At 36.5% G+C, this 24,180-nt stretch carries 23 protein-coding genes; 3 read left to right on the top strand and 20 right to left on the bottom strand.

What is annotated here, in order from left to right; all coding sequences use genetic code 11:
- Nucleotide 1: 1 nt before the first annotated feature.
- From miaB to DF281_RS05690, 6 genes are all read right to left on the bottom strand, one after another.
- Nucleotides 2–1,537 carry a tRNA (N6-isopentenyl adenosine(37)-C2)-methylthiotransferase MiaB gene (miaB, locus tag DF281_RS05715; RefSeq protein WP_109349292.1) on the bottom strand — a complete coding sequence of 512 codons (1,536 nt, stop codon included), beginning with the start codon at nucleotides 1,535–1,537 and terminating at the stop codon, nucleotides 2–4.
- Nucleotides 1,538–1,791: 254 nt separating this feature from the next.
- Nucleotides 1,792–2,280 (bottom strand): hypothetical protein, encoded by a 489-nt coding sequence (locus DF281_RS05710; protein ID WP_109349291.1) that lies wholly within the window; start codon nucleotides 2,278–2,280, stop codon nucleotides 1,792–1,794.
- 379 nt (nucleotides 2,281–2,659) lie between these two features.
- Nucleotides 2,660–2,896 (bottom strand): hypothetical protein, encoded by a 237-nt coding sequence (locus tag DF281_RS05705; protein WP_109349290.1) that lies wholly within the window; start codon nucleotides 2,894–2,896, stop codon nucleotides 2,660–2,662.
- 72 nt (nucleotides 2,897–2,968) lie between these two features.
- A complete protein-coding gene (locus DF281_RS15075; RefSeq protein WP_109349289.1) occupies nucleotides 2,969–3,169 on the bottom strand; it encodes a Rep family protein in 201 nt (66 codons plus the stop codon).
- A gap of 32 nt (nucleotides 3,170–3,201) precedes the next feature.
- Nucleotides 3,202–4,068, bottom strand: coding sequence for a 2-oxoacid:ferredoxin oxidoreductase subunit beta (locus DF281_RS05695; protein WP_109349288.1), 867 nt, complete (start codon nucleotides 4,066–4,068; stop codon nucleotides 3,202–3,204).
- Nucleotides 4,069–5,817: a 2-oxoacid:acceptor oxidoreductase subunit alpha gene (locus tag DF281_RS05690; RefSeq protein ID WP_109349287.1), complete on the bottom strand. Its 1,749-nt coding sequence runs from the start codon at nucleotides 5,815–5,817 to the stop codon at nucleotides 4,069–4,071.
- 296 nt (nucleotides 5,818–6,113) lie between these two features.
- On the opposite strand from DF281_RS05690, the gene DF281_RS05685 reads away from it, so the two are divergent.
- Both DF281_RS05685 and DF281_RS05680 read left to right on the top strand, forming a co-directional pair.
- Complete coding sequence (locus DF281_RS05685) at nucleotides 6,114–6,407, top strand: hypothetical protein (RefSeq protein WP_109349286.1); 294 nt, start codon at nucleotides 6,114–6,116, stop codon at nucleotides 6,405–6,407.
- Nucleotides 6,408–6,442: 35 nt separating this feature from the next.
- A complete protein-coding gene (locus DF281_RS05680; RefSeq protein ID WP_109349285.1) occupies nucleotides 6,443–7,135 on the top strand; it encodes a hypothetical protein in 693 nt (230 codons plus the stop codon).
- 62 nt (nucleotides 7,136–7,197) lie between these two features.
- Here DF281_RS05680 and DF281_RS05675 read toward each other — a convergent pair whose 3' ends face one another.
- The 10 genes from DF281_RS05675 to yfmF all read right to left on the bottom strand — a co-directional run bounded on the left by DF281_RS05675 (nucleotide 7,198) and on the right by yfmF (nucleotide 18,564).
- On the bottom strand, nucleotides 7,198–7,995 hold the full coding sequence (locus tag DF281_RS05675) for a TIGR00282 family metallophosphoesterase (protein WP_109349284.1): 798 nt from the start codon (nucleotides 7,993–7,995) through the stop codon (nucleotides 7,198–7,200).
- Between the two features lie 57 nt (nucleotides 7,996–8,052).
- Nucleotides 8,053–9,609, bottom strand: a complete 1,557-nt coding sequence (gene rny / locus DF281_RS05670; RefSeq protein WP_109349283.1) for a ribonuclease Y — start codon at nucleotides 9,607–9,609, stop codon at nucleotides 8,053–8,055.
- A 545-nt stretch (nucleotides 9,610–10,154) separates the two neighbouring features.
- A complete protein-coding gene (recA, locus tag DF281_RS05665; RefSeq protein WP_109349282.1) occupies nucleotides 10,155–11,216 on the bottom strand; it encodes a recombinase RecA in 1,062 nt (353 codons plus the stop codon).
- A 142-nt stretch (nucleotides 11,217–11,358) separates the two neighbouring features.
- Entirely contained in the window at nucleotides 11,359–12,615 is a 1,257-nt protein-coding gene (locus DF281_RS05660) for a competence/damage-inducible protein A (protein ID WP_109349281.1), read from the bottom strand.
- 99 nt (nucleotides 12,616–12,714) lie between these two features.
- Nucleotides 12,715–13,296: a CDP-diacylglycerol--glycerol-3-phosphate 3-phosphatidyltransferase gene (gene pgsA / locus DF281_RS05655; RefSeq protein WP_109349280.1), complete on the bottom strand. Its 582-nt coding sequence runs from the start codon at nucleotides 13,294–13,296 to the stop codon at nucleotides 12,715–12,717.
- Nucleotides 13,297–13,380: 84 nt separating this feature from the next.
- On the bottom strand, nucleotides 13,381–14,265 hold the full coding sequence (locus tag DF281_RS05650) for a helix-turn-helix domain-containing protein (RefSeq protein WP_109349279.1): 885 nt from the start codon (nucleotides 14,263–14,265) through the stop codon (nucleotides 13,381–13,383).
- A 21-nt stretch (nucleotides 14,266–14,286) separates the two neighbouring features.
- Entirely contained in the window at nucleotides 14,287–15,084 is a 798-nt protein-coding gene (locus DF281_RS05645) for a DUF3388 domain-containing protein (RefSeq protein ID WP_109349306.1), read from the bottom strand.
- A gap of 180 nt (nucleotides 15,085–15,264) precedes the next feature.
- Nucleotides 15,265–15,999, bottom strand: a complete 735-nt coding sequence (ymfI, locus tag DF281_RS05640) for an elongation factor P 5-aminopentanone reductase (protein WP_109349278.1) — start codon at nucleotides 15,997–15,999, stop codon at nucleotides 15,265–15,267.
- Complete coding sequence (yfmH, locus tag DF281_RS05635) at nucleotides 15,999–17,297, bottom strand: EF-P 5-aminopentanol modification-associated protein YfmH (protein ID WP_109349277.1); 1,299 nt, start codon at nucleotides 17,295–17,297, stop codon at nucleotides 15,999–16,001. The genes ymfI and yfmH overlap by 1 nt, the downstream gene beginning before the upstream one ends.
- 1 nt (nucleotide 17,298) lies before the next feature.
- The gene (gene yfmF / locus DF281_RS05630; protein WP_109349276.1) at nucleotides 17,299–18,564 is read right to left on the bottom strand and encodes an EF-P 5-aminopentanol modification-associated protein YfmF; all 1,266 of its coding nucleotides are present in this window, start codon (nucleotides 18,562–18,564) and stop codon (nucleotides 17,299–17,301) included.
- 548 nt (nucleotides 18,565–19,112) lie between these two features.
- On the opposite strand from yfmF, the gene DF281_RS15070 reads away from it, so the two are divergent.
- The gene (locus DF281_RS15070) at nucleotides 19,113–19,241 is read left to right on the top strand and encodes a transposase (protein WP_109349275.1); all 129 of its coding nucleotides are present in this window, start codon (nucleotides 19,113–19,115) and stop codon (nucleotides 19,239–19,241) included.
- Between the two features lie 111 nt (nucleotides 19,242–19,352).
- On the opposite strand, the gene DF281_RS05620 is transcribed toward DF281_RS15070, so the two are convergent.
- The 4 genes from DF281_RS05620 to DF281_RS05605 all read right to left on the bottom strand — a co-directional run bounded on the left by DF281_RS05620 (nucleotide 19,353) and on the right by DF281_RS05605 (nucleotide 24,157).
- Nucleotides 19,353–20,312 carry an ABC transporter permease gene (locus DF281_RS05620; protein WP_109349274.1) on the bottom strand — a complete coding sequence of 320 codons (960 nt, stop codon included), beginning with the start codon at nucleotides 20,310–20,312 and terminating at the stop codon, nucleotides 19,353–19,355.
- Nucleotide 20,313: 1 nt separating this feature from the next.
- Nucleotides 20,314–21,384 (bottom strand): ABC transporter permease, encoded by a 1,071-nt coding sequence (locus DF281_RS05615; protein WP_109349273.1) that lies wholly within the window; start codon nucleotides 21,382–21,384, stop codon nucleotides 20,314–20,316.
- The gene (locus DF281_RS05610) at nucleotides 21,384–22,922 is read right to left on the bottom strand and encodes an ABC transporter ATP-binding protein (RefSeq protein ID WP_109349272.1); all 1,539 of its coding nucleotides are present in this window, start codon (nucleotides 22,920–22,922) and stop codon (nucleotides 21,384–21,386) included. Before DF281_RS05610 ends, DF281_RS05615 begins: the two co-directional genes overlap by 1 nt.
- A 170-nt stretch (nucleotides 22,923–23,092) precedes the next feature.
- Nucleotides 23,093–24,157 (bottom strand): BMP family lipoprotein, encoded by a 1,065-nt coding sequence (locus DF281_RS05605; protein WP_109349271.1) that lies wholly within the window; start codon nucleotides 24,155–24,157, stop codon nucleotides 23,093–23,095.
- Nucleotides 24,158–24,180 lie beyond the last annotated feature (23 nt).

The raw sequence follows: 24,180 nt of genomic DNA, 5'->3' as shown, positions 1-24,180 counted from the left end.
TTTACTTCACTCCGGCTCTCTCTACCACTTCGATCAATTCACCTGCTAATGAGTAAGTTTTTGCTTCCGTAATTTTTACGTTTACAAGTTTACCAATCACTTCGCGCGGTGCTTCAAAGTTTACGAGTTTATTTTTTCGAGTATAACCTGCTAATACATTTTCATTACGCTTACTTTCACCTTCAACAAGAACTTCTACAATCTGTCCTTCTAAACCTTTTAACGCTTTACCTGAATATTCACCAACAACTTCATTTAGTCTGTATAAGCGCTGTTTCTTCACATCTGCAGGAACATTATCTATCATCTTCGCAGCAGGTGTTCCTTCACGCGGTGAATAAATATAAGTGAATGCCATTTCGAAACCAACTTCACGATACAATGATAAAGTTTCTTCGAATTGTTCTTCCGTTTCATTTGGGAAACCAACGATAATATCAGTCGTCAACGCGACATCTGGCATCGCAGTACGAATTTTACGCACTAACTCCAAATAACTTTCACGATTGTATTTACGCGCCATAATCTTCAGCATATCACTTGATCCTGATTGAACCGGTAAATGAATATGCTCGACTAAATTCCCTTTTTTCGCAAGCACTTCGATTAAATAATCATCGAAATCACGTGGATGACTTGTCGTGAAACGGATACGTGGAATATCAATCTTGCGCAACTCATCCATTAACTCGCCTAGCCCCATTGTAGCATTTGGTAAATCCTTACCATATGCATTTACGTTTTGACCAAGTAATGTAATCTCTTGGTAACCCGCTGCTGCTAATTCACGAACTTCTTGAATAATATCTTCTGGTAAACGACTACGTTCCTTACCTCGTGTATATGGAACTATGCAGTACGTACAGAATTTATCACAACCATACATAATGTTAACCCATGCTTTAGTTTGACCTTTACGTACTTTCGGCAAGTTCTCAATGACATCGCCTTCTTTAGACCATACATCAATAACAGTCGCTTTTGACATATATGCTTCGCTTAAAATTTCAGGTAGGCGGTGAATATTATGTGTACCAAAAACCATATCTACTTGATCATATGTTTTTAAGATTTTATTCACTACTGCTTCTTCTTGTGACATACAACCACAAACGCCGATTAATAAATCTGGATTTTGTAATTTTAAAGGCTTAAAGTGACCAAGTTCTCCAAAAACTTTATTTTCAGCATTTTCACGAATGGCACATGTGTTCATTAAAATGACATTCGCTTCTGATACTTCATCTGTCGCTTCATAGCCTAATTGTTCAAAAATACCTGCCATTACTTCTGTATCATGCTCATTCATTTGGCAGCCGTATGTACGGATATAAAACTTACGATCACGGCCCATATTCGCAAAACGCTCATCTATTTTGAAATCAGCATGGTATTCAATTTCTTCTTTACCACGTTTTTTCGCATCTTTTAAAGACGGTGTTTGTTGGAAAAACTGACTGTAATCCTTCTCTGTTACTGGTTTTAACGGTTTCAAAGGCTTCACTTGCTGACCTTGTAGACGTTGTTCTTCATTCATTGGTAAATACTCCCCTCACCTAAATACCATTATACGGAATGTTCGCCGCACTCCACAATATAAAAGGATAAAAATTCCTTAATTAACAAATAGTATTAATGCAATTTCATTTTTTAGATATCTAATCCATCATACCAAAAATGAAGGAAATACTCACTGATTACATATTATAAAACGATGATGTTTTCGCCTATATAAATAAAAATACTCCTCTTCAAAATTTTAACAAATATTTGAAAAAAAGGAAAAATTCATCAAATCCCTTTATAATACACTACAATATCAGAAGAATTTAACGAATTTTCTAAATAAATTATACACAAATTCATTTTTTTCATTACTTCAGACTTAACAAAAAATATTTTTCTTGATTCCTTCAAATCATAATCTGATAATCCAGCTATTTCATCCTCAGTTAAATCAACTAAATCAGGATGATAATATTCAACATTTAATTGCCCTAATATATTTATCCATTCCGAAAACATATGTATTAAATTATCAAAACCATAATAATTAATCACAGAAATACCAGTATAATCAAGACCTTTAAGTTTAGGTTTTATATTTCCATAAGGTTTTTTAACATAATGAGGATTAATTGTTGGAACCAAATTAAATAGATCATTATTACAATCCATATCCTCACGAACAAAATCTATAAAAACATCTTCCAAATTAATTTCTTTAATCAAAACATCATTTTTCTCATCCACAAATAAAAAATCATGATAGACCACCATTTTACAAACCACCTTTATAATTTATTTAAAAATAAAATAATTTTTCTACTCACTCATGTTTATCTTAACACGCGCTACACAAAACACGTACTACAAAAAACACTCTATTTATCTAAATCAAAACCTTTTAATTCACCTATCATTTCATCAAATTCAGAACGACCATATTTTCATTACTAAACGTTTGCCAATTTTAACGAAAAAAACACTGGAAACAAAAAAGACAAGGGAATTCAAATCATTCACAAGTATCAATTCCTTAAATTCTCACTTCAAAGATTAGCAAAAAACGCTGACCTTTTCCATTGCGTTTTACCGTTGTCACTTATCTCAAATTCCCCTCTATCTTCAAATAAAAAGGAACAGCTTTTAGCTGCTCCTAATCATCATCATTAAAAAATTCACCTGTTTCAGAATCAATATTTTTTGAATATATCGGACGATAACCACACTGATAATTCGCATCAAAATACAATCTGAAAATCCCTGAAGAAGCAGCAATGATTTCATCAACATATTTCATTCCATCAATCCCAAATTCTAAACCACGTTGACTAAGAAAAATTCTAAACTTGATAATATTAACAATATTAAATTCAGTTATGATTTCAAACAAAGATTCTCTCAATTCGCGTTTTTGATTTTCGTCTAATGTTATGTATCTATCAATATCAAAATCATTAAGATACTATAAATCTTTTCTGTCATACTTATGCTTATTTTTTCTAATAGTAACTGAACTTTCATGCGTTAGATACTGATAAATATTTTCAATATTATCAACGATTTCAACATGGGAAATTGACTGATTCCCTAACGCTCGTTTAATTTTGTTACGAACACTTTGAATTATCACAGGATTTCGAGCAACATATAAATAAAAAGCCATCGCAATTTATACGATGGCTCTAAAACTTACTACTACATGAATTCTTTCATTAAGCTATTTAAGTCTTCTTCTTTTAAGTGAATGTCTGCTTTATTAATTGGTTCTTCATTGTAACCAATTACTTTTTCCTGATATGAAGTTGTTTCAGTATCTTGATAAATAATACCAGTTACTAATCCTTCATGTTCAATGACAGTTTTCATTGCCATTTGACGGTCAGCATTATCATAACCTTCAATATCAGCAAGTTTTGTTAAATTCTCTTTGAACCAGTCATATGTGTTCACTTTATTGTAAGTTACACATGGGCTGAATACGTTGATGAATGAGAATCCTTTATGTTGCATACCTGCTTCGATGATTGCAGTTAACTCTTTTAAATCTGTAGAGAAACTTTGTGCAACGAATGTAGCACCTGATGAAAGGGCTACTTCTAATGGTTTTAATGAAGGCTCAATTGCGCCACCTGGAGTTGATTTCGTAACGAAACCAGCTGCAGAACGTGGAGATGTTTGACCTTTTGTAAGACCGTAGATTTGGTTATCCATAACAACATATGTCACATCGATATTACGACGAATTGAGTGTACAGTATGACCCATACCAATCGCAAATCCATCACCGTCACCGCCTGTAGCGATTACGTTTAGATCACGATTTGCCATTTTAAGACCTTGAGCAATCGGTAAAGCACGACCATGGATACCGTGTAGACCGAATGCATTAATATAACCTGATAAACGACCAGAACAACCGATTCCAGATACTACTGCTAAATCATGAGGTTCAATTCCTTGGTTTGCTGCGGCACGTTGAATCGCTGCTTGTACTGAGAAATCTCCACATCCAGGACACCAGTTAGGTTTAATTGTATTACGGAAATCTTTAAATGTTACCATTTATTTTAGCAACTCCTTTACGCGATTTAACAACTCTAGAGGTAGGAATGGCGTACCATCATATTTAACTAAATTGATGATCTTATCATGTCCACCCATGTTCATTTTCATAATGTTCGCTAATTGACCTGTCGCATTATTTTCTACAACGATAACTTTTTTAGCGCTTGCCATTAATGGTTGAAGTTCTTTCGTTGGGAACGGGTGAATTAAACGAATATGTGCATGGTTCGCTTTAATACCTTGTTCATCTAAAAGTGGACGAATTTCTTCGATCGAACCTTTAGTAGAACCAAATCCAACGATTAATACGTCTGCTTCTTCATTTGGAGCATCTGTGAAGACTGGTGTATCAAAGTTTACGTAATCAAGTTTACGCATACGTTTGTCCATTTGCGCTTGACGGTTAGATGCCGATTCAGAAGGTGTACCAATCTCACTATGTTCTACGCCGGTTACGTGGTGAATACCATGTTTTTGACCAGGAACGACACGTGGTGATACGCCATCTTCAGTTACTGCATAACGTTTGAAGTATTCTTTATCTTCTAGCTCTGGTAATTCACCAAGCTCTAATTTACCACGCTTAATTTCAATTTTATTAAAGTCAAATGGCTCAACAGTTTGTTTACCAAGTGATAATTGTAAATCTGATAGCATAATGACTGGGATTTGAAGTTCATCTGCAATATTGAATGCTTGAATCATATCGTAGAATGCTTCTTCACCAGTTGATGGCGCGATAACTACTTTTGGAATCTCACCATGTGTACCATAAAGCATCGCCATTAAATCTGACTGTTCTTGTTTTGTAGGAAGACCAGTTGATGGACCACCACGTTGCGTATCTACTACAACAAGTGGTGTTTCTGTCATACCAGATAGACCAAGTGCTTCCATCATTAATGATAGACCAGGACCTGCTGAAGCTGTGAATGAACGAGCGCCACCATAGCTTGCACCAATCGCCATTGTTGCTGCTGCGATCTCATCTTCCGTTTGGATGACTGTACCGCCGAATTTCGGTAATTTCTTAATTAAATATTCCATAATTTCAGTTGCAGGTGTGATTGGATAAGCTGACATAATACGTACCCCAGCAGCAAGCGCTCCAAGTGCCAATGCTTCGTTACCAATCATGAACATACGGTGTTGACCATCGCCTTGTTCAAGTTCGAATTGACCTTCTTCAAGCCCAGCTTCCGCAAGCATGTCATGCATAATTTGGTGACCTTGAGCAATTGCTTCCATATTTTTCGCTACGACTTCTTCACCTTTACGGCCGAAGATTTCACTTACAACACTTTGGAATACTTCATCTTTCAAGTTCATTAATGCAGCAGTTGCACCGATTGCAACCATGTTTTTCATTAATGTAGTGCCTAGCTCTTTTGCAGTTTCAGTAAATGGAACGATATATAAAGTAGCCGGGCAATCTTCAGGATTCGCAGGTTTGAATTTAGCATCTGCTAAAATGACCCCTTCTGCACCTAATTCATGATAGTTGACGTCGATTGTTTCTTGGTCAAATGCTACTAAAATATTTAGATCATCCGGAATCGTATGCACCGGTGTTGTACGAACATTGATTTTATTATTTGTGTGACCGCCTTTAATACGTGAAGAGAAATGACGGTAACCATATAAGTGGTATCCTAAACGGTTCATAGCAGTAGAGAACATTTCGCCGGTACTTTCAATACCTTCCCCTTGTTGCCCGCCGACTTTCCATGAAAGCTGATGTAACATCTATAAACATCTCCTTAAAACAGGTTATTTTTAAATTTATTTTTCTACTTATTCAGTTTATCACGAAGAAAGTCCATAAACTATTGTTAATACATGATTTTAGCCAATTTCAGACCTTTGACGGAATAAAAATTGACGAAATTGTGAGAATCTCAAATGAAAAACAAAACATTCAATTATGCAATACCTTTGATTGTTCGGATTTCATGTAATATACAAATTTTTACCTTTTTAATCAAATTATGTTTTATTATTACTGAAAGGTTCAAAAGCATTAATGAAAAAGGGAAATTTATATGAGAAAACATCTACTATCAACAATTGCATTAAGTTCCATTTCAACTACTTCAGCGATTGTTCAAGCACCTCAAGAAGCTTCAGCCGCTTCTTACAAAATTTCTAAAGGGAAATTAGTAAACAGTAAAACAGGTAAAGTCTTTACTTCTACCCTTGTTTACAAAAACACTCTTTATGTAAAAGGCAAACGTTCAACAACGACAACTCTTTTCAAAAACACTTTATATGTAAAAGGTAAAGTGAAAAAAGGGATTGTTCAATATAAAGGTAAATTTATAAATCAGGCAAATTAGCATCGAAGAACACCGCATTTGTTTACAAGGAAAAATTGTATAAAGGCCAAAAATTATATGCTGGCTTCAAGAAATTCTTTGATCCTGAATTCGAAAGACAATTGCTTTTCAAAGATGGTAAACATTTTAATGGTGTTTATAACAATACAATTCATGAAGAAGGTGGAAATTTAGAACAGTATAACGGTAATGTACCTCGTTATAATAACTTGACAATATTCGAAGCGGATGGTACTTCGATGACGTATTACTTCATTCGTCCAACATACGAAGTTGCATCATTCAATGCGAAAGTTGTGACGATTTCTGGTGGCGCTAAAATTGAATCTGTTAAAAAATCTGTCGAACAAACTCAAGATGTAACTATTTATGCGATTGAAATCACGAATATCGAAAAAAATAATAAGTATGATTTGAAAATCAATCATGTAAAAGTTGGTAAACTAGGTTCAATCAACTTCGCTGGCCCTATTTATTCATATGATTCAAAGCTTGATTCAGCAAAATCATACCAACGAGCAAATGAACTTTTCAAAAAATATGGTGCTTACACACCGAAGCAAATGGGTAAAATCACGAGTGAAGAACATGAGGTTTTATCAAATTTCACATCCGGTAATACTGGCCCAACCGTAAGTAAATTTGAAGATCAAGCAATTGAAACAATCTCATCTCTACTTAGTATCAAATTATCTTATTCACCTTATTTCGGTGAATTAGGACTTTAATATACGAAAACAGGAATCGTCTTTTATTAGACGAATTCCTGTTTTTTTAGTTCATTATAGGATTATCCTTTGAAAGGATTGTCTTTATTTATTAAAATACGTTCACATGATTTTGATTTACCTGTTTGATCATCAATATCAACGAAGAATGCGCTTAATACTTCTGGACCTCTTTCAGGCACTTCAAAGCGTACTGGCATATTTGTTTTGAATCGGTAGATGACACTTTCCTTTTTCATACCTAAAACTTCATCATATGGACCTGTCATACCAACGTCAGAAATAAATGCAGTTCCACCTGGGAAAATGCGGTTATCGGCCGTTTGAACATGCGTATGTGTACCAACTACTACAGAAGCTTTGCCATCTAAATTCCAACCTAATGCAATTTTCTCAGAAGTCGTCTCAGCATGGAAATCGACGAATACGATTGGCGACACTTTCTTCGCTTCTTCAATCATCTGCTCAGCCATTTCAAATGGTTCATCATGTGCTGGTAAGAATACACGACCATGAAGATTGATGACAGAAATTGTTTGACCATTTTTAGTAACAGTCGTCATTCCTTTACCTGGCGCTTCTTTTGAGAAGTTCGCAGGGCGGATTAAATATTCCGTATCATCAATGAAGTCAAAAATTTCTTTTTGATCCCATGTATGATTCCCCATTGTAATGACGTCAACGCCCATCATTAATAAATCTTGATAAATGCGTTTTGTGATTCCTCTACCTTTTGCAGCGTTTTCACCATTTGCAATAACTACATCAACATCATACTTACGTTTTAATCTTGGCAAATACTTTTCTACCGCATCTAAACCGATGTCTCCAACGATATCTCCAATAAATAATACTTTCATTTTTCTTCCTCCAATATAAAAGGGGTGTGACAAATAAATGCCAACACCCCTTGAACTTTATTTAGCGTATTCAACCGCTCTTGTTTCTCGAATAACCGTAACTTTGATATGCCCTGGATAATCCAGTTCATCTTCAATTCGTTTACGTATATCTTTTGCTAATCGATGCGCTGTAATATCATCTACTGCATCTGGACGAACGATGATTCGTACTTCACGACCAGCTTGGATCGCGAATGACTTCTCAACGCCTTCATATGATTCAGAGATTTCTTCCAGTTTTTCAAGACGGCGAATATAGTTTTCAAGTGTTTCACTACGTGCGCCTGGACGAGCTGCAGATAATGCATCTGCTGCCGCAACAAGTACTGCAATGACAGATGTTGCTTCTGTATCACCGTGGTGAGAAGCAATACTGTTAATAACGACTGGGTGTTCTTTGTATTTTGTTGCTAATTCAACGCCGATTTCTACGTGAGATCCTTCGACTTCATGGTCGATTGCTTTACCGATATCATGTAATAATCCTGCACGTTTAGCTAACGTTACATCCTCACCTAATTCTGCAGCAAGTAGACCTGCTAAATGTGCAACCTCAACTGAGTGTTTAAGAACATTTTGACCGTAACTTGTACGGTATTTCATACGACCTAAAATCTTCATTAAGTCTGGGTGTAAATTGTGAATACCTAGCTCGAACGTTGTTTGTTCACCAGTTTCACGAATTTGTTCGTCCACTTCACGACGAGATTTCTCAACCATTTCTTCAATGCGCGCTGGGTGAATACGGCCATCTTGCACTAACTTTTCAAGTGCTAGGCGGGCCGTTTCACGGCGAATCGGGTCAAAACCAGATAAAATAACTGCTTCTGGTGTATCATCAATGATTAAATCAATACCTGTCAATGTTTCAAGTGTTCGAATATTTCTACCTTCACGACCGATAATTCGGCCTTTCATTTCATCATTTGGTAAGTTAACGACTGAAACAGTTGTCTCAGCAACATGGTCTGCTGCGAATCGTTGTACTGCTAATGATAAAACTTCGCGGGCTTTTTTGTCTGACTCTTCTTTCGCACGAATCTCGGCTTCTTTCGTCATAACTGCGATATCTGTAGAAAGTTCATTTTCAATCTGTTTCAGAATAATTGCTCTTGCTTCATCGCGTGTTAATGCAGAAATTCTTTCTAGCTCTGTTCCGTGTTTTTTCAGAAGTTCATCCACTTTGTTTTCCATCTGTTCAATATGCTGTTGTCGATCATTCAGACCATCTTCTTTGCGCTCTAAGCTTGCTTCTCTCTTATCTAGCGATTCATCTTTACGATCTAAATTTTCTTCTCGTTGTAATAAACGGTTTTCTTGTTTCTGAAGTTCGGCACGACGTTCACGAATGTCGTTCTCTGCTTCAGTTCGAAGTACGTGAGTTTCATCTTTTGCTTCAAGGATTGCTTCCTTTTTAAGGGCTTCCGCTTCTCTCTTGCCTTCTTCAACGATTAATTCCGCAGAATTCTTTGCACCTTTAACTTTTGAATCATTCACAAGTTTATTAATGACAAGGCAAACAACGGCACCGACGATCAGACCAATCAAAGCGGAGATGATGTAACTACCCATTCGAACACCTCCTCTTGCTCTAATATTTGTGATTTTTAGTCGGCTATAAATTGTTGTAACAATATACTGCCTATTTCATTTCGGTTTTAGAAATTTAAAATAATACAATTTTAATTGTATAGGTGTAGGCTTACTCTGTCAAGGATTCACAATTATTGGATACACCTTAAAACATAGCAGTTATGCGATTTCCCAAGCATTTCTTCGCTTCCATTAAAGCGCTTCCAACCAATTATTTGAAATAAATGTTTGAAACTTCTAAAAACCGGTAATAAAACTTGTTCGATTATAGATCGCAATGATCTATAATGGTTCCACGGTTCAATTATATATGTTGGAATCTTAAAACAATGCACGCTTTAACTTTCAGTGTTGATGTGTGTGAGAAAAGGCAAAAAAAGCACAGTTTTACCAATTCTTTATATTGAGATGCCTAAGATTCCTCATGCCTACCCGATCATTTCTAAATTTCATGATGATTGAATACAAAGAATTAGCCATAAAAAAGGTCGGAACCATACGAGATGGCCCGACCATATTTGATGTTATTTACCTTCTAATTCTAAAGCTAACTCTTTATCCATCTCTTCTTCTTCTTCTGGAGAAGCAGTGATTTCGTCATCAGCAATTCCAGCTTCCTCACGAATCTTACGAGAGATTTCGTCTTTAACAGACGGGTTTTCTTTTAAGAATTCTTTCGCATTTTCACGACCTTGACCTAAACGTTCGTCGCCGTATGCATACCAAGAACCAGATTTTTGAACGATGTCTTTTTCAACACCAATATCAATGATCTCGCCTTCTTTAGAAATTCCTTCACCATACATAATATCAACTTCAGCAGTTTTGAATGGTGGAGCAACTTTATTTTTAACAACTTTGATTTTCGTACGGTTACCAACGATATCATTACCTTGCTTGATTGACTCAGCACGGCGCACTTCTAAACGAACAGATGAGTAGAATTTTAACGCACGTCCACCAGTAGTTGTTTCAGGGTTACCGAACATAACACCGATTTTTTCACGAACTTGGTTAATGAAAATAGCGATACAGTTCGATTTATTAATAATACCAGATAATTTACGTAATGCTTGTGACATTAAACGAGCTTGTAGACCCATATGTGAGTCACCCATCTCGCCTTCAATTTCAGCTTTTGGTACTAATGCTGCTACTGAGTCAATTACGATAATATCAACTGCACCACTACGTACTAGAGCTTCAGTAATTTCTAAAGCTTGCTCACCCGTATCTGGTTGAGATAGTAGTAATTCATCAATATTAACACCTAGTTTTTGTGCGTATACAGGATCCAATGCATGCTCAGCATCGATAAACGCAGCTTGACCACCATTTTTTTGGATTTCAGCAATCGCATGTAAAGTAACAGTTGTCTTACCAGAACTTTCTGGTCCGTAGATTTCTACTACACGTCCACGAGGGTAACCGCCTATTCCTAGTGCTGTATCTAAAGCTAGTGAACCACTAGATGAAGTTTGAATTTTAATATCTGATTTCTCGCCAAGTTTCATTACTGAACCCTTACCGAATTGCTTTTCAATTTGTTTTAGTGCGTTGTCTAACGCAGCTTTACGTTCGTTCAAATTATTTCCTCCTCCGGAAAATACGTTCTCTTTTTTTATTAACTTAACTATACTTTATTTGTGAGAAAACCACAAGTAAAAAGGGAACAAATATTCGTTTTTTTATTTTGAAGCATTTTTATGCGTGAAAATTAAAATCTAACTATATTTTACGGTACCCTTTTTCTGATAGCAATTGGATCAATCGGTATATAGCCGTTTTTACAGATCTTAGTCGATTTGTATTGCGCATACCTTGTAAATTAAGTTCAAAAGTTAGTGGTTCGTCATCGCGGAATGCAATCCCAATCCACACAGTACCAACAGGTTGATCTGCGTGTTTGCCTGGTCCAGCAGCGCCTGTTAACGAAACGCCTATGTCTGCATTAAATTTTTCTTTTATATTAATGGCCATTGAAGCTGCACATTCTGCACTTACAACCGAATATTGATCAATAATTTCTTTCGGAACGCCTAATTGATTGATTTTCATTTCTTCCGTATAAGTCACCATGCCACCTTGTAATACTTGACTGACACCTTGTATTGCGGCTAATTCAGATTGGAATAGCCCTGCAGTCAGACTTTCAGCTGCAGAAATCTTCAAATCATTTTCAATCAACATATTTACTAATTTACTACTTAAAGAATCATCATTTACACCGTATAAATAGTCACCAACGATTTCAAGTAATTCCGTACGTGTCGGCGTGATCAGTGACCATGCTTCTTCTTCACTTGCTGCTTTGGCAGTAATACGTAAAGTTACTTCGCCATCTCCAGCTAAAGGTGCGATTGTTGGATTCGTCTGTTGGTCAATTATATGTTGTACGCGATCTTCTAATTCCGCTTCACCAATCCCATAGAAACGGAGGACGTGAGAAACGATTAAACCGCCATCTGATACGAGTTTTGCAAGCTTTGGTTTCGCTTCGAATTGGAACATTGGCTCTAATTCTTTCGGCGGCCCTGGTAAAAGAATGACGATACTGTTCTCTAATGGTATAAACATACCTGGAGCCATGCCATTTTCGTTTGCGAGAACTTCTGAGCCTTCAATCACGAGTGCTTGTTTACGATTATTCGCCGTCATTGGACGATTTCTCTTTGCAAAGAAAGCTTCGATCATGTTCATAGCCTCTAAATCTTCCTTCATACCTCGACCTAGATGCTTCGCAATTGTTTCCTTCGTTAAATCATCTTTCGTCGGGCCCAAGCCACCAGAGAAAATAATTAAATCTGCTCTTTTTTCAGCGATTTCTATTGCTTGTACTAAACGTTTCGGATTATCACCTACAACGGTATGATAATAAACATTAATGCCTAGTTCTGATAGTTGGCTTGAAATAAATTTAGCGTTCGTATTAGCGATTTGCCCTAAAAGTAGTTCCGAACCAACTGCTATAATTTCTGCATTCATCCAATCACACTCCTAAATTAATATATAGAGGACAAAAACGGAATCACGCGAGAGTGCGGATTCCGTTTTTAGTGAACATCTACTAAATTTGTTGATGTCTTATTTTGATTCTAATAAAACTCGACGGTTCAACCAGAAATATTCGATTCCTGACCAAACTGTGAATCCTAGAGCTACCCATAGCATAATAACATCTGCTGGGAAATTCCACATTTCGAAAATAACATTGTGTAATAACAGCAGTGTGATTGCTACAATTTGAGCCCAAGTTTTAATTTTACCAAGTTGGTTGGCTGCAACTACTTCACCTTGTTCAGCACAGATTAATCGTAATCCTGTAACCGCAAATTCACGGCTAATAATCACGATAATGATCCAAGCAGGTACTTTATCAGAGATTTCAATTAATAAAATAAATGCCGCAGAAACCAATAGTTTATCTGCTAATGGGTCTAAAAATTTCCCCATATTTGTAACTAAATCATGTTTACGCGCATAATAACCATCGATCCAGTCAGTAAGAGAAGCAACAATAAAGATAATTCCTCCAACTAAATGTTCAACTGGCATAGTTGCGCCTAATAGCGTAATGTCACCCCATCCGAAGTCTAATACCATAACCAATACGAAAATTGGTATTAAACAGATACGGGATACAGTAATTCTATTAGGTATATTCATGTGTTTTCCACCCTTTTAAAGTTGAAAATATAATAGATTAGCCCACATGAGATGAAAATACTTCCATCTCATATGGGGCTATCTTTACTCTTTTTCAGCTAATTTAATAACGATATTTTGAGTCGTTTGTTCTGTAACTGGTGTAACCAGCTTCACTTCTTTTCCGTTTACAAATATTTTACCATTTGCAGCGGCTCCAAGTCGAATACGAACACTTTTCTTATCTTTTGCATCTGCTTCTATTTTATCGCCTGCAGAGAACATACCTGATTCACCAATCGTAGCGCCAGATTCATCTGTAAGACCAATCCAGTTATCGCCTGTAACGTCTACACGGATTTTGAAATCAGCTGTTTTTGATAATGTGTATGTTGTAGTGACACCGTCAGAACCAACTTCACCTTTAGAAAGTTTTTGAGTTGCTTCTTCTTTTTTAGGTGTTTCTTTCTTTGGTTCTTCTTTAGCCGGTTTTTCCGGATCTTTTGCAACGCTTGAATTTTCCTGAGTTTTCGCTGGTTCTTTTTGATCCTCAACCCCATTGTTATCCGGTTGTTTTAACATTAAGAAAGCAGCTACAGCTACAGCAATAATAATAAATAATGCAACGACGAATTTTGGCATTACTTCTGAGAACTTCTTGCTTTGTCCCATCGATTTCGCCACTGTAGTTCGTCTAGTCGATTGACTACCTTGTTCAATTGTTGCACCAGTTCCTAGCGTTTCTGCAACCTTAGAAGTAGGTAGTTCAGATTTGTATGTTTCTAGCAATTCATGCGCATCTAAATCAACTGCTTCTGCGTATTGTTTAATAAATGCTCGAACGTAGAAAGTACCTGGCATTACTGCGTAGTTACCTTCCTCAATTGCAGATAAATACCTTTTTTGAATCTTCGTTTTTTCTTGTAAATCATCCAGACTAAAACCTTTAGATAACCTTGCTTCTTTCAAACGATTTCCTAATTCCGTCAATTACACACACCTACCTAATTATTAAAAATTAAATCCTCCAAAACCACCGAAACCATCAGAATCTTGGAAAGAATTTTCTCTCTCCAAACGTTCATATGTGATTTCTTCATCTGGATGATGTCTTAATTCGATAATATAATCGAAATCCTCAATTGCATATTCCGAATGTTGTACAAATATATCCGGATGTTCGACTACTTTAATCGTAGGTAAATTCATGATTTCACGTACTAATTGATGATGTTGCTCATCGCTTGAGCGTCGTGTTACCGCACCATCTAATACGAAAATATTTTGATCACCGTACTCATCACCATGTAGGCGATTTCTAGCAGTTTGCTTAATCATTGTTGAAGAAACAAATAACCATTTTTTATTCGCACAAACACTTGAAGCTACGATTGATTCTGTTTTACCTACTCGTGGCATTCCTCTAATACCAATTAATTTATGGCCTTCTTTTTTAAAAAGCTCTGCCATAAAATCTACAAGAATTCCTAATTCATCACGAACAAAACGAAAAGTTTTCTTTTCATCTGCTTCCCTCTGTATGTAACGTCCATGACGAATTGCTAATCTGTCTCTCGTAGTTGGTATTCTAAATTTCGTTACTTTAATCATTTCCATAATTGACACAATGTTCATGAAGCGCTCGATTTGTTCTTCCCTTTCAGCTCTTAAAAGCATCCCACGACGAACTTTATCCACACCGTTAATGGTTACAATATTGACACGTAACATACCTAGTAGTGAAGAAATATCACCTAATAATCCCGGACGATTGATTTGAATTTCGTATTCAAAATACCATTCTTTCACATACAACGATCCCTTCTATTATACCGACGAATAAAACATTTCTATGTTCCATAATAGCTGATTTCACCATATTTTTAAAGAGGTAAAAGGTAACTAGGTGTATTAATATATAATTTTTTACAATTGTACTCATAATGACAGGGAATAATGACGATTTGTCACTATTCCCCGGGAAATTATTTATATATACCAGCCGCCATTAAGTCGTAAAATTTGGCCCGTCATATAATCCGCTTTGCCTGATTGTAGAAAGTTTACTAAATGAGCAACTTCTTCTGGCTTACCTGCTCGCTCCATCGGAATTTCTTCTAATAGAATGCGAAACTCTTCTTCGGATAAATGTCCATTCATCTTCGTATTAATTAAACCTGGTGCTACTGCATTTACATGAATGCCGTTATAAGCAACTTCTTGCGCATATGCTTTTACGAAAGCATGAATCGCACCTTTGACAGTTGAATAGACTACTTCACCTGCACCGCCTGCTTCTCCCCAAATTGAACCAATCATCGTCACATACGATACTTTGTTTTTGCGAAGTTTTGGCGCAAGTTTTGAAATTAATTCAATCGGTGTTTGCACATGCACTTTCCATAGAGCTTGCATATCTTCAGGTGTCGTATCATCAATTAATTTATACAATGACTGACCACTTGCCACAACAATCGCTTGTAATGAAAAGACTGAAGCTGCTATTTTTTCAGCAGCAGCCCCGTCCATCATATTTGCTTGTACGAGCATGAACTCTTGATTCGGGAACTCTACTTCAAGTTGAAGTAATAATTCCTTAACAGGCTTGTCATTTTGATTAAATTGTAAATAAAGTGACCAACCATCATTTGCTAAGTCCTTTGCAATGGCAGAACCAATCGCTCCAGAAGCCCCTAGTACTAAACAAAACTTTTTAGAAATCATTAGGCTTGTTCTTTCAAAGGCAATACCGTGAAGATTGCTTGTTGTGATTCGCCTTGAATTGATTTCATCGCTTCTTTGACATCTTCAATCGTCAATTCTTCAATGACAGGAACTGCATCAAATAAGTTCATATCATTAAATTGGTAACGCGTGAACTGATTGGCAATAAATTCGATTGAGTTTAATGCACGTAGGAAGAAACCGATTTTACGGCGTTTCACACGTTCTAACATTTCTTGGTCAAATGGTAACTCAATAGCAGATTGATTCATTACTTCTTTGATCGCTAACTCAAGTTTTTCAGGTTCTTGCGTATCCGAACCAACCATCGCAAAACCGAAACCTTTTTCTAATGAAAAGTCGTAAGAGTAAGACTCATCAATCCAGCCTTTTTCATACATATCTTCATAGAATTCTGAAGAACGACCATACATTAAGTCTAATGCAAGCTGAATCGCTAACTCATGTTTCAACATTTCGCGCCCTTGAATTTGAGTTTCTCTCGACTTAAATGATACATAAGCTTTTTTCTTTTGAATATCCATACGTAATTCATTTGATTTGCGGTAGGCTTCTAAAGGTTCATCTACTTCAATTCGTTCAATCTCCGTCGCTTCGGGGAAAGTTTTTTGAGATTGATTTTCACGAATATGAGCCATCATTTGCTCAGGATCTACTGAACCAATTGCGAATAACAACATATTCGAAGGATGGTAGAAAGTGTTGTAGCAAGTATATAAATGGTCGGCTGTAATACCATCAATTGACTCAACAGTACCCGCAATATCGATATTTACTGGGTGTTTCTCATATAAATTCTCGATTGAGCCGAAAAATGCACGCCAATCAGGTTGGTCATCATACATCGTAATCTCTTGACCAATAATTCCTTTTTCCTTATTAACTGTTTGCTCCGTAAAGTAAGGTTGTTGCACGAAGTCTAATAAAGTAGTTGTGCTTTCATAAATATGATTCGTCGCTGAGAATAAATACGCAGTACGTGTGAATGATGTAAATGCATTCGCAGAAGCACCGTATTGAGAGAATTTTTGGAACACGTCGCCATCTTCTTTTTCAAACATTTTATGTTCTAAGAAGTGTGCGATACCGTCCGGAACAGTAATCGGCTCTTTTTCACCGATTGGTACGAATGTGCGATCGATTGAACCGTACTTAGTCGTAAACGTAACAAATGTTTTAGAAAATCCTTTTTTCGGTAAAATATAGACATCTAAACCATTTTCAAGTTTTTCATAATATAATTCTTCGCCTAATTGATCAAATTGTACTTTTTGCATATTAAACTTCCTCCGTTCCAGTTAAGAAGAATACCGTTTCACGCTGTACTTTCTTAGCTACTGCTGCTACATCTTCCTTCGTCACTGCATCCCATTTCTCGCTAAGTGCTGCAATTGTAAATGGAATCGGTAATTCACGGTATTGATCGTAGATTTCGATTTGTCCTCTAGCAGAATCAAGAGCTTCCGTTAATTGATTTTTTAACATTGCTTTCGTTTGAATCAATTCTAAATCAGTAATTTCACCGTTTTGAATCGCTTCTAACTGCTCATCGATTAAACGAAGTGCTTTTTCCTCATTCTCTGCTTCGATGCCTGAAGTAACATACATAACACCATATTGAGATGAATATGAGCTACCGCAATAATATGCTAATGATTCCTTCTCACGTACATTTGTAAACAATTTGGCATGCGGATAACCACCGAAAATACCATTAAAGATTTGCATAGTGAAAAATTCTTCATCATTAAATCTAACCGGCGCTTTATAACCGATATGTAATTTCGCTTGGCGCATCTCAACTTGTTCTTTACGGTAATCTGTAACAGGTGTTGTATCTTCAACTGCTACTTTTTTGTATTCATCTTTACGATCAGTAAATGGTAAATATTTTTTCAATGAACGAACCATTTCATCCTCATCAATATCTCCTACTACAAAAATATCGATAAAGTCATTCGCTAATAATTCTTCATATGCTTGTTTTAAAGCTTCTAGTGTAATGGCTTCAACAAGCTCAACAGTACCGTTCACTCCTGTAGAAGCTGGATGATTCGGTCTGAATAATTGTTGTAACTTCACTTGCGCATAACGAGATTTTTCGTCAAATACAGATTGAATACGGTCAATAACCATCGCTTTTTCACGCTCTACGATTGTTGATTGGAATAGACCATCTGTAAAGTTCGGATTGAATAAAACGGTATGCATAAGTTCTAACACTTTATTCAATACATCTGCATCTTTTAAGAAATGATCATTTACCGTTTCTACATTAAGTAATGTAATATATTCATTTCCTTTTTTAGTCGTATCTAAATAAAGAACCGTACCATATAAATCATCTAAGTACATTCTCATCTCAGCTGCTGTTTTAAACTGCTCATTACTATGTTGAAGAACATTCGTTAAAACTGTTCGTAACGCTGTATCCTCTTTAAGAAGTTCTTTTTTAAATTTGATAGAAAAATTCACTGTTTTGAATTGATCCGTCTTACGTGTATATACGTTAACACCTTTTGCAATCTCTGTTGTGTTAAACATGAAAACCCTCCTGTCATCAATTAAAGCTCTATTACAATCATACCTTTGCAATTCACCATTTGGCAACTAATCAGCCACGAAATAAAGCTATTTGCCAACATTTATATGCTGTAAACACTTCTTATTAAATTATTGAAAATTCCGTATAATTATTCTTTTCACATTAAACTATTCCATAAACGAAATCCCTACTAAAAAGCGCATGAAAACGAACGACTTTTCTCCCTCACACCGATTTTCATTATTTGATTAGCTATGTGTCAAATGGTGGAGTGAATGAAATTGGTTTTTCGATTTCAATCACCTTTTTTATTCATTCCAGATGTAAACCAACCTTTCAAACCTTGCAGTACCCTCGTATATGAACAAGCGTTTTTCACTTTTCTTTCTCTGTCTAGCTCCAAACGCTATATGCTAAAAAAGGCTTAACTGTGCTACATGAATATTCTAGGATTAAGAGATATTTCAATCACAAAAAAATCGAAAAATTGAGGGAAGTATGCCTTTATATTGAGATCCCTCATTCTTGTCCATCTGCCATTTAAACAATGAAAAGCTGGCAGATAGAAATACTAAAAAGTTTTGCTTCTGGTTACTCAAGTGGCTTTTCGAATGGCACTAATAACAAAACAAAAGCTATGAAACGCAATGCATATGCCTATAAACGATTCGATTGATTTACAGCCAAAATACGATTAGTAATCAAGTACAAAAAAGTTTAGTTTACATCTGGGATGAATTAAAAAAATTGGTCACTCTAAGTAAGAGTAACCAATCTTTTATGAATTTTATCGTTTTCCTTTAATATATGGTTTACCTGAAGCTTTTGGAGCTGAGGCTTTACCAACAAATCCTGCAAGTGCAAGAATTGTTAATACATATGGTAACGCAAGAAGTACAAATTCTGGTACTTCTTTTACGTAAGGGATTGTTGCACCTACAATACTTAGTGATTGTGCTAAACCGAAGAATAGCGCAGCTCCTAAAGCACCAAGTGGATGCCATTTACCGAAGATCATTGCTGCAATTGCCATGAAACCTTGACCACTGATTGTACCAGCGCTGAAGTTACCTGCGATTGCTTGAGCGTAGATTGCACCACCAATACCACCTAAAGCACCTGAAATCATTACTGCGTAGTAACGAGTACGAGCTACTTTAATACCCATAGTATCAGCCGCCATTGGGTGCTCACCTACTGAACGTAATCGTAAGCCAAATGGTGTTTTGAAAAGTACAAACCAAGCTAGAATGGCAACACCAATTGCTAAAATTGAAGTGCCATATACATCTGTGAAGAACATTTTACCGATGACTGGAATTTCACTTAATCCGGGTACATCGAAACGAGAAAAACGTTCGTTAATTGAGTCTGTTTGACCTTTATCATATAAAAGTTTAGTAGCAAATACTGCAACTGCTAAACCTAACATATTTAAGGCAACCCCTGTTACAGTTTGGTCTGCACGTAATGATACTGCCGCAACTGCAAGGATTAATGAGAATACAATACCTACAAACATCGCTACTGCTAAACCTACCCATGGAGCCCATGAGCCAAGCTGGTCAGCAAAAGTTAAGTTGATGACAATACTGATAAAAGCACCCATAATCATAATACCTTCAAGACCGATGTTTACAACACCTGCACGTTCTGTGAAGACACCACCAATTGCAGTGATTATTAATGGAGAAGCGTATAAAATCGCAGCGGGAATTATGAACTGCAAGACATCTAAAAAGCTCATATTATTCTTCCCCCTTTACGTTCTTATTGTTCTTTTTATTCTTTTTACCCATTTTAGTAAGCACTAATTGGATGATGTAACCAGATGCAACGAAGAATACAATCAATGCGATTACGATTGATACGATTTCGTCTGGAATACCAGCTTCGTTTGGCATATTCAGTCCACCATTTTTTAGTGAACCGAATAAGATTGCACCTAAAAGAACACCGAATGGTTGGTTTGCACCTAGTAAAGCTACTGCGATTCCGTCAAAACCAATACCAGAGAATGCTGTCATTTTCATGATGTTGCCGAATGTTCCTAATGCTTCCATTGCTCCACCTAGACCGGCAAAAGCACCTGAAATTACCATTGCAAGAATGATGTTTTTCTTAACATTCATGCCTGAATATTCAGCAGCATTTTTGTTGAAACCTACTGCTTTTAACTCATAACCACGAGTTGTTTTTTGTAAGATAAACCACATAACAATTACTGCTGCTAATGCGATTACGAAACCCCAGTGTAAACGAGAGAAATCTGTTAACTCACCCAAGAAGTTAGAAGTAAGTGAAGCTGATTCTTTGATCGTTTCTGTTTTTTCTTTACCATCAGATAAGTAATTGATTGTTGCGTTGGCAACGTGAAGTGCAATGTAGTTCATCATAATTGTAACGATAACTTCATGTACTTGTAATTTTGCTTTTAGAAGACCTGGGATGAATGCCCAAAGTCCACCGGCTACCGCTGCAGCAATGATTGCTACGGCTGCGTGAATACCATTTGGTAGATCCCATGCATAACCTACGTATGCGGCAGCTAACCACCCCATGATTAACTGACCTTCAACACCAATGTTGAACATACCTGTACGGAATGCGAAGGCTACTGCTAAACCGGCAAATACATAAGGAGTGATTGCACGAATTGTCTCACCTAAGTTATAACTATCTCCAAATACACCATTCCAAAGAGCGATATAACCATCAATTGGATTAAAACCTGTTGCAAGCATTACGATTGCACCAACGATTAAGCCTAAAATAATTGAAATGACTGGTATTAATACCGAAATCCACTTTTTAGACACTATTCGTCACCTACCTTATCTTGCTTAGTATGTAGTGACTGTCCAGCCATTAGTAGACCAAGCTCTTGTTCTGTTGTTTTGTATGGTTTTACAACGTCCATAATTGAACCGTCATAAATTACCGCGATATTATCTGACACGTTCATAACTTCATCTAATTCGAATGAGATTAATAGAACGGCTTTTCCTTTATTGCGTTGTTCGATTAAGCGTCTATGAATAAATTCAATGGCACCTACATCAAGGCCACGAGTTGGTAACGCAGCAATTAATAAATCTGGATCACGGTTTACTTCACGACCGATAATTGCTTTTTGTTGATTACCACCTGATAATGCACGAGCTTCAGTATGAATACCTGGCGTGCGAACATCATATTCTTCTACAATTGCTTTTGCTAATTTATTTACTTGTTTATAGTCGATAATGCCGCCTTTAGAAATTGGTTTTTGATAGTACGTTTGAAGCGCAATATTGTGCCCGATTGGAAAATCTAGCACTAAACCATGCTTATGACGATCTTGTGGAATATGTCCAATTCCTGATTCTGTAATTTTACGAGGTTTTAAACCTGTAATATCCTTACCTTTTAAGGCGATTGTTCCTGATGACGCCTTGCGAAGACCGGTAATTGCTTCGATTAGCTCGGATTGACCATTACCATCAATACCTGCAATACCAACAATTTCACCAGCACGAACGGTAAGATTAAGATTTTTAACGCGCTCGATATTACGATTATCTTTTACAGTTAGGCCTTCAATTTGAAGAACTGGCTCTTTTGGTGTCGCTTCAGTTTTTTCAGTTTTGAATACAACTTGGCGACCAACCATCATTTCTGCAAGTTGATCTGGGTTCGTTTCAGAAGTTGTTACTGTACCAATCCCTTTACCTTTACGGATGATTGTTACACGATCTGATACTTCCATGATCTCTTTCAGTTTGTGTGTAATTAGAATAATTGATTTACCTTCTGCGATTAAACGCTTCATGATTTGAATCAATTCTTCAATTTCAAGAGGTGTTAAAGATGCTGTAGGTTCATCGAAGATTAAAATTTCTGCTCCACGATATAGTGTTTTTAAAATTTCAACACGTTGTTGCATCCCTACTGAGATGTCCTCGATTTTCGCATATGGATCAACATCTAATCCATACTTTTCAGATAAGGCTTGAACTTTTTTCGCAGCTTTGCGAATGTTGATCATACCCATCTTAGTTGTTTCATTACCTAAGATAATGTTTTCTGTCACCGTAAAATTTTCAACTAACATAAAGTGTTGGTGAACCATCCCAATGCCAAGGTCATTTGCCTTGTTAGGATCGGTAATTTGAACTTCTTTACCGTTTACTTTAATTTCTCCAGCTTCTGGTTGATATAAACCGAAAAGCACGTTCATTAAAGTAGATTTACCAGCTCCATTTTCACCAAGTAGTGCATGGATCTCACCTTTTTGTAGTTGAAGGGTGATATTGTCGTTCGCCACGAAATCCCCAAACTGTTTGCGGATTCCTAGCATCTCAATCACATATTCCAATGTGTTCACTCCTCCAGGCTATATATAGTAATAAATAAATTAACAATGGTTAAAAAAATTAACACAAGTAAAAATACACATTAGAAGTATTTTTACTTCTATTAATTTTTTAAGTTAAAAACATCATGGAGGAGAAACCCTCCATGATGAATTATATATAGTAGTTTATACTATTTTTTAGCTGGAAGTTCTGGAACTTTAACGTCGCCGCTAACAATTTTCGCTTTGAACTCTTCAACTTTTTTCATAGTTTTTTCAGAAATCGCACCATGAGAGTCAGCTAAATCAACACCGTTGTCTTTAAGACCGTAAGTGATTGTTTTACCACCTGGGAATTTGCCATCTTTAGTTAATTTAGAAACATCTTTAGCGGCGATATCAACGCGTTTCAATACAGAAGTCATTACGATATTAGTATCGCCAACTTTACCTTCGTCATATTGGTCACGGTCAACACCGATTGCCCATACGTCTGCTTTAGCATCTTTTTTCTTACGTTCTTTAGCTTCTGTGAATAGACCATTACCTGTTCCGCCTGCTGCGTGGAAGATAATATCTGCGCCAGAATCATACATACGCTTAGCGATTGTTTGACCTTTAGCAGCATCACCGAATGAACCTGCATATTGAACGTCAACTTTTACTTTAGGGTTAGCAGCTTTAACACCTGCTTCGAAACCAGCTTGGAATCCGCCGATTACAGCGCCTTCCATACCACCGATGAATCCAACTTTATCAGTTTTAGATTCTAGAGCAGCAGCAACACCTGCAAGGAATGAAGCTTCGTTCGCTTTGAACATAATTGAAGTTACGTTATCGTGACCTTCAACAACTTCATCAATGATCGCTAATTTAGCATCTTTTTGTTGTTTAGCAACTTGTTCAACTGAATCGTGTAATTTGAAACCTACAGCGAATACTAGATCGAAATCACGACGAACTAAGTTGTTGATGTTAGTAGTGAAGTCTGAATCTTGTTTAGATTGTAGGTAATCGAAACCACCGTTACCTTTAGTCATGCCGTTTTCTTTACCAAACGCTTGGATACCTTCCCAAGTAGATTGGTTAAATGATTTATCGTCGATCCCGCCAGTATCAGTTACCATTGCAACTGAGAATGCGTCTTTATCGCCTTTTTTATCATCTTTCTTTGCATCGTCTGAACCACAAGCAGCTAATAAAGTACCTGAAGCTAAAACAGCTGATAATGCTAAACCTAAGTTACGCTTTTTCATTTTGGAGTCCTCCCAAAAAGTAA

This window comes from Kurthia zopfii (genome assembly GCF_003143955.1).
GTDB lineage: Bacteria > Bacillota > Bacilli > Bacillales_A > Planococcaceae > Kurthia > Kurthia zopfii.
The sequence above is the reverse complement of the archived record's forward strand: the minus strand, read 5'-3'. Positions and strand labels throughout refer to the sequence as shown.